The sequence below is a fragment of the Burkholderia sp. Ax-1719 genome (assembly GCF_011753055.1).
Classification (GTDB): Bacteria; Pseudomonadota; Gammaproteobacteria; order Burkholderiales; family Burkholderiaceae; genus Paraburkholderia.
On sequence record NZ_VWWJ01000012.1, the window covers coordinates 66,923 to 81,895 of the forward strand.

Here is a 14,973-nt window from a genome sequence, read left to right on the forward strand (position 1 = left end):
TCCTTTCCAGCTTTCGAACGTTCGATTCGAACGAGTCAATTCATCACAAAGCCGCCGTTCACCGGCAACAACTGCCCGGTCACGAAACGCGCGGCGTCGGTCAACAGGAACAGCACGGGGCCCGTCACGTCTTCGGGCACCTGGGCGCGCTGCAACGCGCGGCCTTCGAGGTAGTACGCATGACGCTCGGCGGGCACGTAGGCGGTGGCTTCCACTTCGGTCAGCCCCGGCGCGATGGCGTTGACAGTGATGTTGTCGCCGCCGAATTCACGCGCGAGCGAATGCGTCATCGCAACCACGGCGCCCTTGCTGGCCACATAGGCGAGCAACTTTGGCGCGCCCCATAGTGCGGTGTCCGAAGCGATATTCACAATGGCGCCGCGACCGGACTCGCGCAGCCACGGCTGCGCTGCCGTACACATCAGCCACGTGCCGCGCACATTCACGTCCATCACCGCGTCCCACGTGGAGACGGCGATCTCGCTGGCGAACTTGCCACCCGAGTTGGTGATGGCCGCGTTGTTGATGAGCGCATCCACGCCGCCCATGCGTTGCGCAGCAGCTGCCACGAAGGCGCTGATGCTGTCGGGCTGCGCCAGATCGAGCGCGAGGAACGCCACGTCATGACCTTCCGCGACCAGCGAGCGCGCCAGCGCCTCGCCCGCATCGTGCAGCACGTCGCCGAACACGACGCGCGCGCCGCTCTTCGCGAGCGTGTTCACGAACGCCGCGCCCAGACCGCGCGCGCCGCCCGTGACGATCACGCGCCGGCCTGCGAGCGCGCCTTGCGTGGACGTATTCACGTCATGCATGGCTGTGCTCGGCTTGCGTGGCTGCGGGTTGCTGCGCACGGAACGCTTCGAGTTCCGTCATGTGTTGCTGCGCGCGTTGGCGGAACAGACGGCGAACCCGCGTCATGCCCACGTCGTGCTGATAGAGGAATTCCTGATCGCGCGCGTTCGGCGCCATGCTTTCGAGAACGTAGCGATCCTGTTCGAGCACGGCCCAATGCAGACCTTCCAGGCGGTTGCGGTACATGAAGCGCCATGCGTCGCGCTGCCAGCCCTGCACCTTGCGGGTACGCCAGAAGTAGACCTGGCAGTTGTCTTCGTCGACGGGAACTGCGAAGCCGATGATGCCGAAGTTGCCGCCAGGGCCGAACTTCTTCTTGTACGGAATCGCCAGACGCATCCACAGGCAACCCGTTTCACCCAGTTCCACCCAGTCGAAGTTCACGTCGCGCTGACCGATCTTCTCGAACATGAGGCCAGTGTCAGTTTTACGCACGCGCATGTCGGCCTGCTTGTCGCCTTCGGCCATCGAGTGCGAAGTCGCGTGCAGATACGCGCCGTGCATCGGGTCCATGACGTTGTCGATTGCGTACTGGTAATTGCACTTCCAGTTCGACATGCACAGGAAGCTGGCGTATTCCTCGCCCACCAGTTCTTCCGGCAGTTGCAGCGGCGCGGGTTCCTTGTGCGCATCGTCGCCGAACCACAGGAAGATCGCGCCCGCATGTTCCTGCGCCGGATACGACTTCACGCACTTCTGGCCTTCGAGCGGGCACGACGAAACGGCCGGCACGCTTTGCACAGTGCCGCTGCCGTCGATTTCGATGCCGTGATACCAGCACGCCACGCTCTTGCCGAGGTTCCAGCCCAGCGACAGACGCGCGCCGCGGTGCGGGCAGCGGTCTTCGAGCGCGTGGACGAGGCCTTCCTTGTCGCGCCACAGCACGATCTGTTCGCCCAGACGCGTGATGCCGATGGGCGCGTCGCCCACCTGCCAGCTCGGTGCAACGGGATACCAGTAGTTCTTGATGCCGCGGTCGAGATAGGCGCGGATCGGATCATTCGTGCCGACGTTATTGCCGACTGCTGCGGCTTCTGATGTGGGGGAGGTCATGTGGGGGGCTCCGTGTTCGGGGTGTCCGTGCGCTGCTTAGTCAGCGAGCAGACGGAATTCGGCGGCGAGGCGCTCGGCGTTCCAGGGTGTGCCTTCCGGCGTGCGGAAGCCGATGCGGTTCAGGCCCGCCACCACGTCCTCCAGTTCGACAGCGCCCGCTTCGAACACTTGTTCCAGTGCATCGCCAAGGTCGTTTTCGTATTGCGTCGGCTCGGCCTTGCGGTTCTGCCAGACCATGTTTTCCTGCTGGCCCGGCTGCTCGATCACGCCCTTGCCGGCGACGTTGTTCGGCTGCGGCGCGAGCCACGGCTTGAGCATCGGATTGAAATTCACGGGGATTTCTCGCATGTCATTCCACCTTGATCTGGATTTCTTCGCCGGCGAGGCGCACGGCGTATTGCTTGAGCGCACGGCCACCGGGACCCTTGATGCACTGGCCGGTCTTGATATCGAACACCGCTTCGTGCAGCGGACATTCGACCGTGCCTTCGTCGACGAAACCTTGCGTCAGCAGCGCATACGCATGCGGGCACACGTTTTCGAGCGCGTAAACCTCATCGCCCACCTTGTAGATGCCGATCTCCGTGCCATCGAGCTTGAACTCGATCGGTGCGTCATCGGACAGATCGCCGGCATGCCCGGCGCAGCGCCATTCTTCAGCCATTTCTCACCTTTCCCGATCAACCGTGTTCCACATACGGAACATTAGTTTATGTATGGTCATTATAGAAGTCGTTTCGCATGGACAAAATAAAAATCCGATAGTCCTGGGGAAAACACCGAGCGAATCCAGAAAAGGGCTTGAATGCAGTCGCTGCGCGTATTCGTGAGGTTGCCGAAACGCTTGTGGGGCAAGACGTTACGCGCGTAATCGCAGCGAACGCGCAATCCCGCACCTGGGGCAACTACCGTCCCAGAAAAGTATTTTGGCGTCCCACAGGAATCACTATACTTTCCATAGGCAGCACATCTATCCATATATGGAACAAATAGATGCGGTGTGGGTAGCAACACGGGTCACGAAGCGCGCCGGGATTCATTAGCAGCGCATCAGAAGCGCGCCGGACCGTGGGTAGTGTCGAAGGTGAGGGGTTAGCTGAGCCGGATTTCACGTCCGGCCTTTCGTCATACGATCAGGAGTCCAAAGTTGAAGCACTTCATTGCCGCGGGGTTGACGGGTATCTGCGCCGTCTCGTCTGCATGGGCGCAAAGCAGCGTCACGCTATACGGCAGCCTGGATGCAGGCGTGGCCTACGTCAGCAACGTAGGCGGCCATTCGAAGTGGATGGAAGAACAGGGCAATATGCAGCCCGACCGCTGGGGCCTGCGCGGCCGTGAGGATCTGGGCGGTGGCCTGAAGGCAATCTTCCAGCTGGAAAACGGCTTCTATACGAACACGGGCGCGATGGCGAAGGCCAATACCCTGTTCAATCGTCAGGCGTACGTGGGCTTGAGCTCAGACCAGTTCGGCACGCTCACGCTCGGCCATCAGACGCCGTTCTCGTTCGACGTGCTCGATCCGTTCAGCACCGCCTATCTGGCGGCAAGCTGGTACGCATTCCACCCAGGCAATATCGATGAACTCGCGGATACCGGCGTGGTGCCCTACGACAACTCGGTGAAGTATCGCTCTCCTGAGTTTTACGGCTTCACCGCCGGCGCGATGCTGGGTCTTGGCAATACGTCGAACTTCTCGACCGGCCGCACAATGGCATTTTCGCTTAGTTATGCGAATGGTCCGTTCAAGGCGGGCGCGACGTGGTCGAACGAACATGACCGCAGCGTGTCGATGTCGACCACGGGCCTCACGACCTTCCAGGGCCAGGCCGCCGCCAGCTACGTGGCGAGCAAGGTGGAAAACATGGGGATCGGCGCGTCGTATACGTTCGGCAAGGTGATGGTGCACGGCTTGTATACGCGCACCAAGCTGGAGTCGAACGGCTATTCGGACACCTTCCAGAGCTACGACACAGGCGCGAACTACCAGGTGACGACCGCCAACAGCATCGTCGGTGGTGCGGCCACCACGACGCTATCGGGCCGCCGCTGGAGCCAGGTGATGATCGGCGATGTGTATGCGCTTTCGAAAAGCACGCAGGTCTACGTGAACGCACTGTACGAGCACGCCAATTCGAACGCGCAGGCGGCGTTCTTCACGGCAGGCGTGTCGAGCGGGCGCAATCAGACCATCGTGCTCACCGGCATCCATCACTCGTTCTGATGACCGATGCCTGACGCCCGACGTCAGGCGCCGTGCAGGCTGCGTCGTTGCATGGCGTGCACGGCCTGGGCCGCGGTCGGGTCGCCGGGCAGCGGCCGGTAGTTCAGGCACGCCGAGAGATCCATCGCCGCGGCACAGACGGCGGACACCAGCGGCCCGCGTTCGACATCGCCGATATCCGAACGCGGCACCGTCGCGGTCAACGCGGCGACGATGCGCCCCGACTGGTCGCGCACCGGCGCGCTCACCACCGAAATGCCGGTCTCGAACGACGCCTCGCTCAGCGCGTAGCCCTGCTCCGCGAACTCGCGCACGCGCGTGTAAAGATCGGCGACCGTGGCGGGCGTGCGCTCCGTGTAACGTTCCAGTTGCTTCTCGGGATAGAGCGCACGCAGTTCCATGAGCGAGAGATCGCCCATCAGCACCTGGCCGTGCACGGTCGCGTGCGCGGGCAGGCGCGTCCCCACATGCACCTTCACGGAGCTGAACATCGGCTCGCGCGTCTGCGCCTTGGCGACGAACACCACGTCGCGCTGGTCGCGAATCAGCAGATGCGTGCTCAGGCCAGTGGCGTCGCGCAGGCGCTCCAGCACCGGCGTGCCGAAGTCGGTCAGTTCCAGCGAACTCAGGTATTCGAAGCCCAGACGCAGCACCGCCACGCTCAGCCGGTACTGGCGGTCGCCGTTAGCGCGCTCGATGAAGCCGAGCGCTTCGAGCGTTTGCAGCAGACGAAACGTCGTGGTGCGCGGGATGCCGATGCGCCGCGACAGTTCGGGCGCGCCCAGCACCGGCTCGCGCGCCGAGAACTCGGCAAGAATGCGCAAGCCGCGTTCGAGCCCCGGCACGAGATAGGTGGAAGCACCGCCGCTCTCGTCGTCGGTATCGATTTCCGCCTGGGCGGTTTGCGTCTCCTCGGCAGGCAGCGCTTCGCGCTTGCCAGGCGCCGCGCTACGGCGCGCGCCAGTCGTATTTTTGGTGGCCATGGGCGGCTGGAACCTGCTTGAATCTGTTGGACCAATCGGTGATGGGGGCAATGATAACGCGAAGCGCACCCACCACCTATGGAACAGAATTCAGGCCAGACCGGCCGGGTTCGAAATGCGCAGCCGCCAGAGACCGTCCGCGCCGCGCGACAGCACCTGGGTGGCGGTACCTGATTCGGTGTGAGTGCCGCTTTCGGCATCTGGGATGGTCAGTGTCCAGTCCATCAGCACAAGCGCGATTTCCTCGCTGACGAGCGTTCGGCGCACCGTATTTTTGATCTTCGCGCCCATCTTCAGCAATTTGGATAACTGATGATGCAGCGTCGCGCAGTCGCTTTCGACGATTTCACCGTTGGTCATGCGCATCGTGGCGTTGTCGGTGAAAAGCGCGAGCAACGCGTCAGCGTCGCCTGCGTTGAATGCGGCGTCGAACGCCACGGGCACAGCGTCGGGCGTGAGCGCCGTAAGCGTGCCGACAAAGCGACGAATCAAGGCTGCCAGTGCGCCTGGCGCTTCCAGCGGCGACAGATGGCCCACGCCCGGCAACACTTCGAGTTGCGCGCCGGCGATTCGCGGCATCAATTCCGCCTTGAGCGTTTCGACGCGATCCACCTGATCCCGCTCGCCCACAATCACCAGCACGGGAACGGCGATGGCAGCCACCTGAACGCTGATGTCTTCGCGCATCGCCACGTTCGGCCACGCGGCCTTTGCTTGCGGCGCGCCGCGCAGGCTGTCTTCGATCACCTGTTCGCGCTGCTCCGGCGCAAGCGGGCTGCCGCTCAACACCTGATCGAGCACCGCGCCGACCGACTCGCGCGTATCGTAGGCGTGCAGCATGGCCGCTCGCGCCTCATCGGGCAAGGCCATCGGTGTGGGCGGCGAAGGCGCCACCAGCACCAGCCCTTCCAGCCCGCGCGGGCGGCGCGACGCCAGCAATTGCGCGACCTTCCCGCCCATCGAATGCCCGATCAGCACGTAACGTTCGAGACCCAGCGCTTCGATTGCGCCCTGCGCGTCGTTGGCGAGATCGGCAATTGAGTAGCCGTGGGGCGGCGCGTCCGAATCACCCCAGCCGCGATGGTCGGTGGCGATAGTGCGATACGTGCTCGCCAGCGCGTCGGTGACCAGGCGCCAGGTGCGCGACGACCCGCCCCAGTAGTGCAGAAACACCAGCGTCTGCTCGCCCTGCCCCGCCTCCACCGCATGAATGCGGATGCCGTTCGTTTCGATGTTCATGGTCACGCTCCTTTGCGTTGGGTTGTTGAAACCGTGAACACATCGTAGATCCGTGCATCCTGCTTGATAATTGGCGATCCGTGAGCGCCAGTCGATAATAAAATGATCGAATTGCGCAACAGGAAACCTGCTTATGGACCGCTTCACCTGCATCGGCGTCTTCGTTGCCGCCGTCGAGGAAGGCAGTTTCGCCGCTGCGGCGCGGCGCTTCGGGCTTTCGCCTGCGATGGCGGGCAAGTACGTCAGCGCGTTGGAAGCCGATCTCAACGTGCGCCTGCTCCAGCGCACCACGCGCCGCCTGAGCCTGACCGATGCCGGGCACGCCTACCACGAGCGCTGCAAGCGCATTCTGGAAGCCTTCGACGAAGCCAATCGCGAAGCCGGCGCGTCGCAAAGCATCGCGCGCGGCCTGCTGCGCGTCGCCGCGCCCGTCACCTTCGGTGCGCTGCACCTGGGCGACGCCATTGCCAGTTATATGGCGGCGCATCCGCACGTCAACGTGGAGACCGTGCTGAGCGACCGTTACGCCGACCTGCTCGAACTGCAGGCCGATGTGGCAATCCGCATCGGCCGTCTGCCCGATTCCGGGCTGGTCGCGCGACGCATCGCGCCGTGCCGCATGGTGCTGTGCGCCGCGCCGGCGTGGCTCAAGCAGAACGGCACGCCGCGCACGCCCGACGACCTGCGCGACGCTGCGCGCCTGGCTTTCGGCGAAGCGGTGTCGGCGGGCGACTGGACGGTGATCGACGCGCAGGAGCGCGCGCATGTGATCGACGGCCCGTGCCGCCTGCGCGCCAACAATATGCAGATGCTACTGGCCGCCGCACGCGCGGGCGCGGGCATCGCTTACGGACCGACCTTCGTGTTCGGCGAAGCGCTGGCGCGCGGCGAACTGCTCGCGCTGCTGCCTGCGTACCGCACACCGGAGTTGACGATTCAGGCCGTCTATCCCAGCGCGCGCCACGTGCCGCTCAAGTTGCGCGCGTTTATCGATCATCTCGCCAGCGCATTCGGCGACGCGCCGCCCTGGGACAGCGCGCCGCCGCGTTCGAAACGCTGACGCCTTGATTGCCTGTTGTAGCGAGCGCGATCTTTACTCGACCGGAATCGGGTTGTCGACGACGAACTGATTGAATTGCTCCACGAACGCATGTTCGTTCGGTCCGGCGTTGTCGCGCATCGGCTTCGCGGCTTCGACGATCACTTCGTGCGTAGCCGTTTCCAGGCGCTGCAGCGTTTCGGCAATAAACGCGTCGAGCGGCATGGCGCGCGGATCGCCGCTCTTGTGGACCAGATCGGTATCGACCCACGGCGGCGCGATTTCGAGCACGCGCACGCTGGTGTTACGCAGCACGAAACGCTGCGACAGCGTGTACGAATGGATCGCAGCCTTGGTCGCCGAATAGAGCGCCGTAGGCGCGAGCGGCACATAGGCGAGCACGGAACTGTTATTGATGATCCACGACTCGGACTGCTGCTTCAGATGCTCGACAAAAGCCGCGCTAACACGCACCGGACCGAGCAGATTGGTTTCGACGAGATGCACTGCGGCGGCATCGGCCTTTGCGTCCATCGCCGTGCCCACGTCGTCGAAAGGCATGATGCCGGCGTTATTGATCACCACGTTCAGCGACGGATAACGCGCGATCAGTTGCTGCGCGACGGCGCGAATCTGCTCTGCGTTGCCGATGTCGAGTTCGACCGTGTCGATCTCCGGATTCTGCCTGGCGATCTCGTCCAGCAGCGACTTGCGCCGTCCCGCGACGATCACCTTGTTGCCGCGGACGCTCAGCGCTTCAGCCAGTGCCCGGCCGATTCCCGACGTCCCGCCCGTGATGAATACCGTGTTTCCAGTGAGTTTCATGATTCGATATCCTGATCAAATGAATGACATACAGCGACGAAATCCAGTGTGTACTGTTCAAGCTGCCGTATAGCGGCTAGCGGGCGTGTTGCTCGATAGATGCGGCGCCATCGTGCGACGGGCACGCTCGTAGGCGTCCCACTCCTCACCCGCATGCAACGACGGAATCGTCACGAGTTCGCCGCGCTCAAAGCCCTTGAGCGCGGCGTCCACCATCGCATGCGCCGACATGACGATTTCCTGCGGCAAATGCTCGACCGGCAAACCGCCCGTCTGCCAGAAGTCGGTGGCCGTGGCGCCGGGCAGTACGGCCTGCACCTGCACGCCCTTGCCCGCCAGTTCGTGATGCAGCGACTGGCTGAAGGCCAGCACGAACGCCTTGCTGCCGCCATACACGCCGTTGAGCGTTTCCGGCGAAATCGCCACGATCGACGAGATATTGATGAGCGCGCCCTTGCCGCGCGCCACGAAACCCGGCACCGCTGCGTAGGTCAGACGCGTGAGCGCGCCCACATTCAGGTCGATCAGGCGCGACATCGCATCCACATCGCTTTCCAGCAGCGGCGTGTGCGTGCCCACGCCCGCGTTGTTGACCAGCAGCGTGATGCTTGCGTCTTCTTTGAGCTTCGCTTCCACGCTGGCGAGACCCGCGCGGTCGTTCAGATCGGCGTCGATGATCTCGACGCTTTGATGCGTTTCATTGGTAATGCGATCGGCCAGCGCGATCAGCCGCTCGCGATTGCGGGCGACCAGAATGAGGTCATAGCCGCGCTGGGCCAGACGCTCCGCATAAACCGCACCGATGCCCGATGATGCGCCGGTAATGAGGGCCGTACCTGCATATGCCTGTGCCATGATGTGACTCCGTTTTCGGGGTAATCCGTAGAGAAAAAGTGTGGTGCCGTGAGTGCATTCTGGCGATTACGGCGCGCGACGGAAATGACGTATTTGGGTATGATTCCGGACATCAAATGACCGGAGAACGGACATGCACCGGATCGGCTTCTTGCTGAGCGAAGGCTTCCAGATCATGACGCTCGCCCCGCAGTCGGTGTTCGAGCACGCGAACCTGACCGCTGGCGAAACGTTCTACCGGTTGGAGAACTTCTCGCCGGAAGGCGGCGAAGTGCGTTCTTCGCTCAATATCCCCGTTGGCTCGCGGGCACTGCGTGGGCGCATCGAGATCGACACCTGGATCGTCGCGGGCGTGAACGACCCGCTCATCGAACCGCCGCCGCCGAAAATCCTCGCCTTCCTGCGCAAGACCGCGCCACGCGCGCGGCGGATCGCCGGCATCTGCACGGGCGGCTTCGTGCTGGCCGCGGCGGGGCTGCTGGAGCAGCGTCGCGCCACCACGCACTGGTTCTATGGGCGTGAGATGCAGAGGCGCTATCCGCACATTCGCGTGGAAGAGGACCGCATCTATATCGTCGATGGGCCGATCTGGACTTCGGCGGGCATGACGGCCGGCCTCGATCTGGCGCTCGCGATGGTGGAAAAGGATCTGGGCGCGGAAATCGCACGCTCCGTGGCGCACAAACTGGTGATGCATCAGCGGCGCGCGGGCGGCCAATCGCAGCACTCGGAAATGCTCGATCTCGCGCCGAAGTCGGACCGCATCCAGAACGCGCTCAATTACGCGCGCCAGAACCTGCATAGCACGCTGACCGTCGAGGAACTGGCCGGGCGCGTGCATCTGAGTCCGCGCCAGTTCAGCCGCATTTTCACGCTGGAAACCGGACAATCGCCCGCCAAGGCCATCGAAGGGCTGCGGCTGGAAGCGGCGCGGTTGATGATCGAGCAAAGCCGCCATCCGCTCGACGTGATCGCCACGGAAACCGGCTTTCGCGACCGCCGCCATCTGCGCGAGGCGTTCGTGCGCGGCTTCGGTATTCCGCCTCAGGCGGTGCGCAGGGAGGCGCGGAGCGAGATGCGCGAGAACGTGCGCAACGACGAACCGCATCCAGCCTGACGCGCTGCACTACAATCGCAGCACTCGCGCGCAGCGCGCATGTCACTCAAACGAACCCCGCCTCACCCCTCATGCGTATTCTCCACACCTCGGACTGGCACCTGGGCCAAAACTTCATGGGCAAAAGCCGTCAGGCCGAGCATCGGCAACTGATCGACTGGCTCGTGGTTCAGGTCGACGAGCATGCCGTCGATGCCGTGCTGATCGCCGGCGATATCTTCGATACCGGCACACCGCCCAGCTACGCGCGCGAACTGTATAGCGATCTCGTGGTGCGCCTGCATGCGGCCGGCGTGGCCTTGCTGTTGCTCGGCGGCAATCACGATTCTGTGGCGACGCTGCGCGAAAGCAGCGCCTTGCTGGAGCGGCTGTCAGCGCGCGTCGTGCCCCATGCCGACGCGCCCGAAGCGCAGGTGCGCGTGCTGCCGTTGCGCGCGCAGGCCGGGCCCGGTTGCGTGGTCTGCGCCGTGCCCTTCATTCGCGCGCGCGATGTGATGCAAAGCGAGTACGGTCAGAGCGCGGAGCAGAAGCAGCAAACCCTGCAGCTTGCGATTCAGGCCTATTATCAAGCGGTTTTTGCCGCCGCCGACGCGCAGCGCAAGGCGCTCGAAGCCGAGCTGGGCCATGCCGTGCCGCTGATCGCCACCGGCCATCTCACGACGGTGGGCGCAAGCGCGAGCGAATCCGTACGCGAGATTTATGTGGGCGCGCTCGAAGCGTTCCCCACCAGCGCGTTTCCGCCGGTCGATTACATCGCGCTCGGTCATATTCATCGACCGCAAAAGGTGGGGGGCCTCGCGCATATCCGCTATAGCGGTTCGCCAATTGCGCTGAGTTTCGATGAAGCCACGCAGCAGAAGGAAATGCTCGTGGTCGAACTGGGCGAAGCGGGCCTCGAATCCGTCACGCCGCTGCCGGTCCCCGTGTTCCAACCGCTCGTCGCGCTCAAGGGCAATCTCAAGACGCTGCCCGATGCGTTTGCGAAAGCCGCGAAGGATGCCAGCGCCGAGCGTCCCGTGTGGATCGAAGTCACCGTGGCCGAAGACGACTATCTGGCCGATCTGCCCGCACGCATCCAGACGCTTACCGAAGGCCTGCCCGTGGAAGTGTTGCGCATTCGCCGCGAACGCGGCAATAACGTGGCGCAGCTGTCCGCCGATGCGGGCGTCACGCTCGATGAACTCGATCCGCTCGATGTGTTCGCGCGCCGTCTCGCTCACGAAACACTCGACGACGAAGTACGCGAAGCGCTCACTGTGCGCTATAAGTCCATCGTCGCGTCGACCGTGGAGGGCGAGGCATGAAGATCCGCAGCCTGCGCCTGAAGAATCTCAACTCGCTCAAGGGCGAGTGGCATATCGACTTTACGAAGCCGCCGTTTTCCGACAACGGTCTGTTTGCCATCACCGGCCCGACCGGAGCGGGCAAATCGACGCTGCTCGACGCGATCTGTCTCGCGCTCTATCACGAGACGCCGCGACTGAAGACGCTCTCTGCGTCGGCGAACGACATCATGACGCGCCACACCGCAGACTGTCTCGCCGAGGTCGTGTTCGAAGTAAAGGGCGAAGTGTTTCGCGCATTCTGGAGCCAGCGCCGCGCACGCGACAAGGTCGATGGCGCGTTACAGCAGCCCAAGGTCGAACTCGCGAGCGGCGATGGCACGATCATCACCACGCATATCAGCGAGAAATTGCGCCGCGTCACGGAGATTACGCGCCTTGATTTTCCGCGCTTCACACGCTCGATGTTGCTCGCGCAAGGTGGCTTTGCGGCCTTCCTCAACGCCACGGCGAATGACCGCGCGGAGCTGCTAGAAGAGCTGACCGGCACGGAAATATACGGCGAAATCTCGCGACGTGTGTTCGAGCGCGCCGGCGAGGCGCGCGATGCGCTCAAGCAATTGCGCGCAAAAGCCGAAGGGATGGAACTGCTCGATGCCGGGCAACGCGCGGCCATCGACCAGGATATCGTAGCGCTGACGGGCCAGTTGAGTGCGGGCAACGCGCAGACCAAAACGTTGCATGCGCAACGGCAATGGCGGCGCGATCTCGCGCAGGCACAAGCCGATACGCAAACCGCCCTGGCGCGCGAAGCCGCGGCCAACGCTGCGCTCGAAGCGGCCGCGCCGGATCTGGCGCGACTGGCCGCGAGCGAGCCCGCCGAAGCGCTGCGCCCCGCCCATCTCGCCGTGCAGCAGGCCGATGCGGCCTGCCGTCAATCGGATGCCGAACTCACGACGTTGCGTCGTGCACGCAGCGAACGCGTGGCGTCGCAACGCGAGCAATATGCCGCGACGGCCTCGCTCGCCGCGCGCATCGTGCGTGACGGCGATGCGCAGCTCGCGAAACTCGAAGCGGAGCAGCGCAGCGTCGAAACCTATTGCCGGTCGAACGGCCATCTGGCGCTGCTTGGCGAGCGCGTTGGCGCATGGCGTCAGCACTTCGAGCAGCGAAAGCGTATGGCCGCGGATATCGCCGCGCGCATCAAGCAGCTAGGCGATGTGGAGCGGCAGCAGAACGAGCAGCGTGCGCAGCGCGAGCAGCACGCGGCGGCGCTGGTTGCCGCCGAGCGCGCGAAGATCGAATCGGATACGGGCCTGCAGGCACTTCTGCAGGCGCAAGAAGCGCGTCTCGCTGGGCAAACGCTCGCGCAATTGCGTGAGGCGTGGCACGCGGATCAGGTGACACTCGCGCGCTGGCAACAACTGGAAACGGTGGCCGAACGCAGGCGCGCGCTCGCCGATGAAGAGCAAACGCTCGCGGGTATGTTGACGCGCTCGCAAAGCGATATCGATATCAAGGCGGCAGAATCGCAGACGCTTCAACAAGCGCACGCACAATGCCTCGGGCGCGTCGAAGACAAGCAGAAGTTGCTCGAACAGGAGCAGATGATTCGTAGCCTCGCGCAGCATCGCGAGCAGTTGCAGCCCGGCGAAGCGTGTCCCTTGTGCGGCTCGCACGAACATCCGGCGATCGACGCCTATCGCGCGCTCGATGAATCCGCTACGCAAACCGCCTTGCAGGCAGCGCGCGCGGAATTGCAGGCTTGCGCACAGCACTTGAGTGCAGCGGAGCAGGCTTTGTCTGCGCTGCGCGCAACGCTTGCACAACAGCGCTCGCAACACGAAAAGCTGGCCGCGCGCGTCACGCAGAATCGCGAAGAGTGGGAGGCGCTGGTGACGGCGCTTGCGGCACAATCGCTCGACGCGCACGCATGGCAACACGCCGATGCGCTCGCGGCGGCACGCGAATCCGCCAATCTGAAAGCGCAACAGTTGAGGCAGCGACTCGACGCAGTCGAAGAAGCCGAAGCCGCACTCAACCGCGCACGCGAGGCCAACATGCGTTGCGCCGATGCGCTCCACGCGGCACGCGCCCGCGCCGAACTGCTCGATCACTCGATCAAGAGCCTGCAAGAGCGCAGCGAAGATATCGCCCGCGAGCGCACGACCCTGCAAGCCGCACACGACGACGAATCTGCCAGTCTGCTCGACGCGCTGCGTTCTGGCGGCTACGCGCTCGACACCCTTCCCGACGACTCCGCCGAATGGCTTGCCGCGCGCAGCGCCGAATGGCGTCAATGGCAGCAGACGCAGCATCGTTTGCAGGTGCTCGGACAAGATTCGGTGCGCCAGCGCGGCCTGTGCGAAAGCGCGCGGACGCAGTGGCAAACGTGGCGAGAACGATGCGCCAGCATCGGCGTGGAAACGGCGGTGGCCGCACGCGCGCATGACAATCCGACAGCGTCCTTATTTGACGACGACGAAGAGGAAGGCGACGCCTCGCCAGAAGGCTTCGATGCCAGCGCCACGCGTGCGGAGACCTCGACACGCGAACTGGCCGCGCTCGATGGTCAGTTGACGCATCTCGAACGCACGCTTGCGCAGCAGCGCACGACACTCGACGAGGCCGCGAAGGCCTGGCAAGCGGCCCTCGAACAAAGCCCGTTCGCCGATCAGGCCCACTTCCTCGAAGCCTTGCTGCCAGCCGAAGAACGCAAGCACCTGCAAGCTCTCAAGCAGCAACGCGAACAGGAGAAGCAGACCGCCGCCGCCTTGCTGCAGAGCGCGCGCAACAAACTTGCCGGTCTACAAGCGGTGGAGCCGCCTGTGCAGACCGACGCGACACTCGAAGCGCTGGAGGCGCAACTCGATGCGCTCGAAAGAGAGAATGCGGCACTCAACGAACGTCTGGGCCATCAGCGCGGATTGCTCTCGCGCGACGCGCAGCAGCGCGGAAGCCAGCGGGCGCTGTTCGAGCAGATCGAAGCGCAATCGCAGGACGCCGATCTGTGGCAACGGCTCGATTCGCTGATCGGCTCCGCCAAGGGCGACAAATTCCGCCGCTTCGCGCAAGGCCTGACGCTCGACCATCTGCTCGCGCTTGCCAACCGGCATCTGGATCGCCTGCATGCGCGCTATCTGTTGCGCCGCAAATCAACGGGCGAACTGGAGCTGGAAATCGTCGATGGCTGGCAGGCGGACGCCACGCGCGACACGCGCACGCTCTCGGGCGGCGAGAGCTTCCTGGTGAGCCTTGCGCTGGCGCTCGCGCTATCGGATCTCGTGAGCCACAAGACCTCGATCGATTCGCTGTTCCTCGACGAAGGCTTTGGCACGCTGGATGGCGATACGCTCGAAATCGCGCTGGACGCGCTCGATACGCTCAACGCAAGCGGCAAGATGATCGGCGTGATCAGTCACGTCGAGGGGCTGAAGGAGCGTATCGCTACGCAGATCCGCGTGGAAAAGGGCGGCGGTATCGGCCATTCGCGGCTGGTGCTTTAA

The 14,973-nt window shown here is 64.0% G+C and carries 13 protein-coding genes; 5 read left to right on the forward strand and 8 right to left on the reverse strand.

What is annotated here, in order from left to right:
• Positions 1-35 precede the first annotated feature (35 nt).
• From F3J17_RS20955 to F3J17_RS20970, 4 genes are read right to left on the reverse strand one after another with little or no spacing between them, the layout of a single operon-like run.
• On the reverse strand, positions 36-812 hold the full coding sequence (locus tag F3J17_RS20955; protein WP_167063046.1) for an SDR family oxidoreductase: 777 nt from the start codon (positions 810-812) through the stop codon (positions 36-38).
• The gene (locus F3J17_RS20960) at positions 805-1,905 is read right to left on the reverse strand and encodes an aromatic ring-hydroxylating dioxygenase subunit alpha (RefSeq protein WP_167063049.1); all 1,101 of its coding nucleotides are present in this window, start codon (positions 1,903-1,905) and stop codon (positions 805-807) included. Before F3J17_RS20960 ends, F3J17_RS20955 begins: the two co-directional genes overlap by 8 nt.
• A 36-nt stretch (positions 1,906-1,941) precedes the next feature.
• Entirely contained in the window at positions 1,942-2,253 is a 312-nt protein-coding gene (locus tag F3J17_RS20965; protein WP_167063052.1) for a recombinase-like helix-turn-helix domain-containing protein, read from the reverse strand.
• Position 2,254: 1 nt separating this feature from the next.
• Positions 2,255-2,569: a non-heme iron oxygenase ferredoxin subunit gene (locus F3J17_RS20970; protein ID WP_103704358.1), complete on the reverse strand. Its 315-nt coding sequence runs from the start codon at positions 2,567-2,569 to the stop codon at positions 2,255-2,257.
• A gap of 483 nt (positions 2,570-3,052) precedes the next feature.
• Here F3J17_RS20970 and F3J17_RS20975 point away from each other — a divergent pair, with 483 nt between their 5' ends.
• Positions 3,053-4,126 (forward strand): porin, encoded by a 1,074-nt coding sequence (locus F3J17_RS20975; protein WP_167063055.1) that lies wholly within the window; start codon positions 3,053-3,055, stop codon positions 4,124-4,126.
• Positions 4,127-4,149: 23 nt separating this feature from the next.
• On the opposite strand, the gene F3J17_RS20980 is transcribed toward F3J17_RS20975, so the two are convergent.
• A complete protein-coding gene (locus tag F3J17_RS20980) occupies positions 4,150-5,109 on the reverse strand; it encodes an IclR family transcriptional regulator (RefSeq protein ID WP_167063058.1) in 960 nt (319 codons plus the stop codon).
• Between the two features lie 90 nt (positions 5,110-5,199).
• Positions 5,200-6,348, reverse strand: coding sequence for an alpha/beta fold hydrolase (locus tag F3J17_RS20985; protein ID WP_167063061.1), 1,149 nt, complete (start codon positions 6,346-6,348; stop codon positions 5,200-5,202).
• Between the two features lie 133 nt (positions 6,349-6,481).
• Here F3J17_RS20985 and F3J17_RS20990 point away from each other — a divergent pair, with 133 nt between their 5' ends.
• Positions 6,482-7,408: a LysR family transcriptional regulator gene (locus tag F3J17_RS20990; protein WP_167063065.1), complete on the forward strand. Its 927-nt coding sequence runs from the start codon at positions 6,482-6,484 to the stop codon at positions 7,406-7,408.
• 33 nt (positions 7,409-7,441) lie between these two features.
• Here the strand turns inward: F3J17_RS20990 and F3J17_RS20995 are convergent, their stop codons facing one another.
• Together F3J17_RS20995 and F3J17_RS21000 are read right to left on the reverse strand one after the other, a co-directional pair.
• On the reverse strand, positions 7,442-8,212 hold the full coding sequence (locus tag F3J17_RS20995) for an SDR family NAD(P)-dependent oxidoreductase (protein WP_167063068.1): 771 nt from the start codon (positions 8,210-8,212) through the stop codon (positions 7,442-7,444).
• A gap of 57 nt (positions 8,213-8,269) precedes the next feature.
• Positions 8,270-9,067, reverse strand: a complete 798-nt coding sequence (locus tag F3J17_RS21000; RefSeq protein ID WP_167063071.1) for an SDR family oxidoreductase — start codon at positions 9,065-9,067, stop codon at positions 8,270-8,272.
• Between the two features lie 133 nt (positions 9,068-9,200).
• Here F3J17_RS21000 and F3J17_RS21005 point away from each other — a divergent pair, with 133 nt between their 5' ends.
• The 3 genes from F3J17_RS21005 to F3J17_RS21015 all read left to right on the forward strand — a co-directional run bounded on the left by F3J17_RS21005 (position 9,201) and on the right by F3J17_RS21015 (position 14,973).
• Complete coding sequence (locus tag F3J17_RS21005; protein WP_167063074.1) at positions 9,201-10,184, forward strand: GlxA family transcriptional regulator; 984 nt, start codon at positions 9,201-9,203, stop codon at positions 10,182-10,184.
• A 71-nt stretch (positions 10,185-10,255) separates the two neighbouring features.
• The gene (gene sbcD, locus F3J17_RS21010) at positions 10,256-11,488 is read left to right on the forward strand and encodes an exonuclease subunit SbcD (RefSeq protein WP_167063077.1); all 1,233 of its coding nucleotides are present in this window, start codon (positions 10,256-10,258) and stop codon (positions 11,486-11,488) included.
• A complete protein-coding gene (locus F3J17_RS21015; RefSeq protein ID WP_167063080.1) occupies positions 11,485-14,973 on the forward strand; it encodes an AAA family ATPase in 3,489 nt (1,162 codons plus the stop codon). The genes sbcD and F3J17_RS21015 overlap by 4 nt, the downstream gene beginning before the upstream one ends.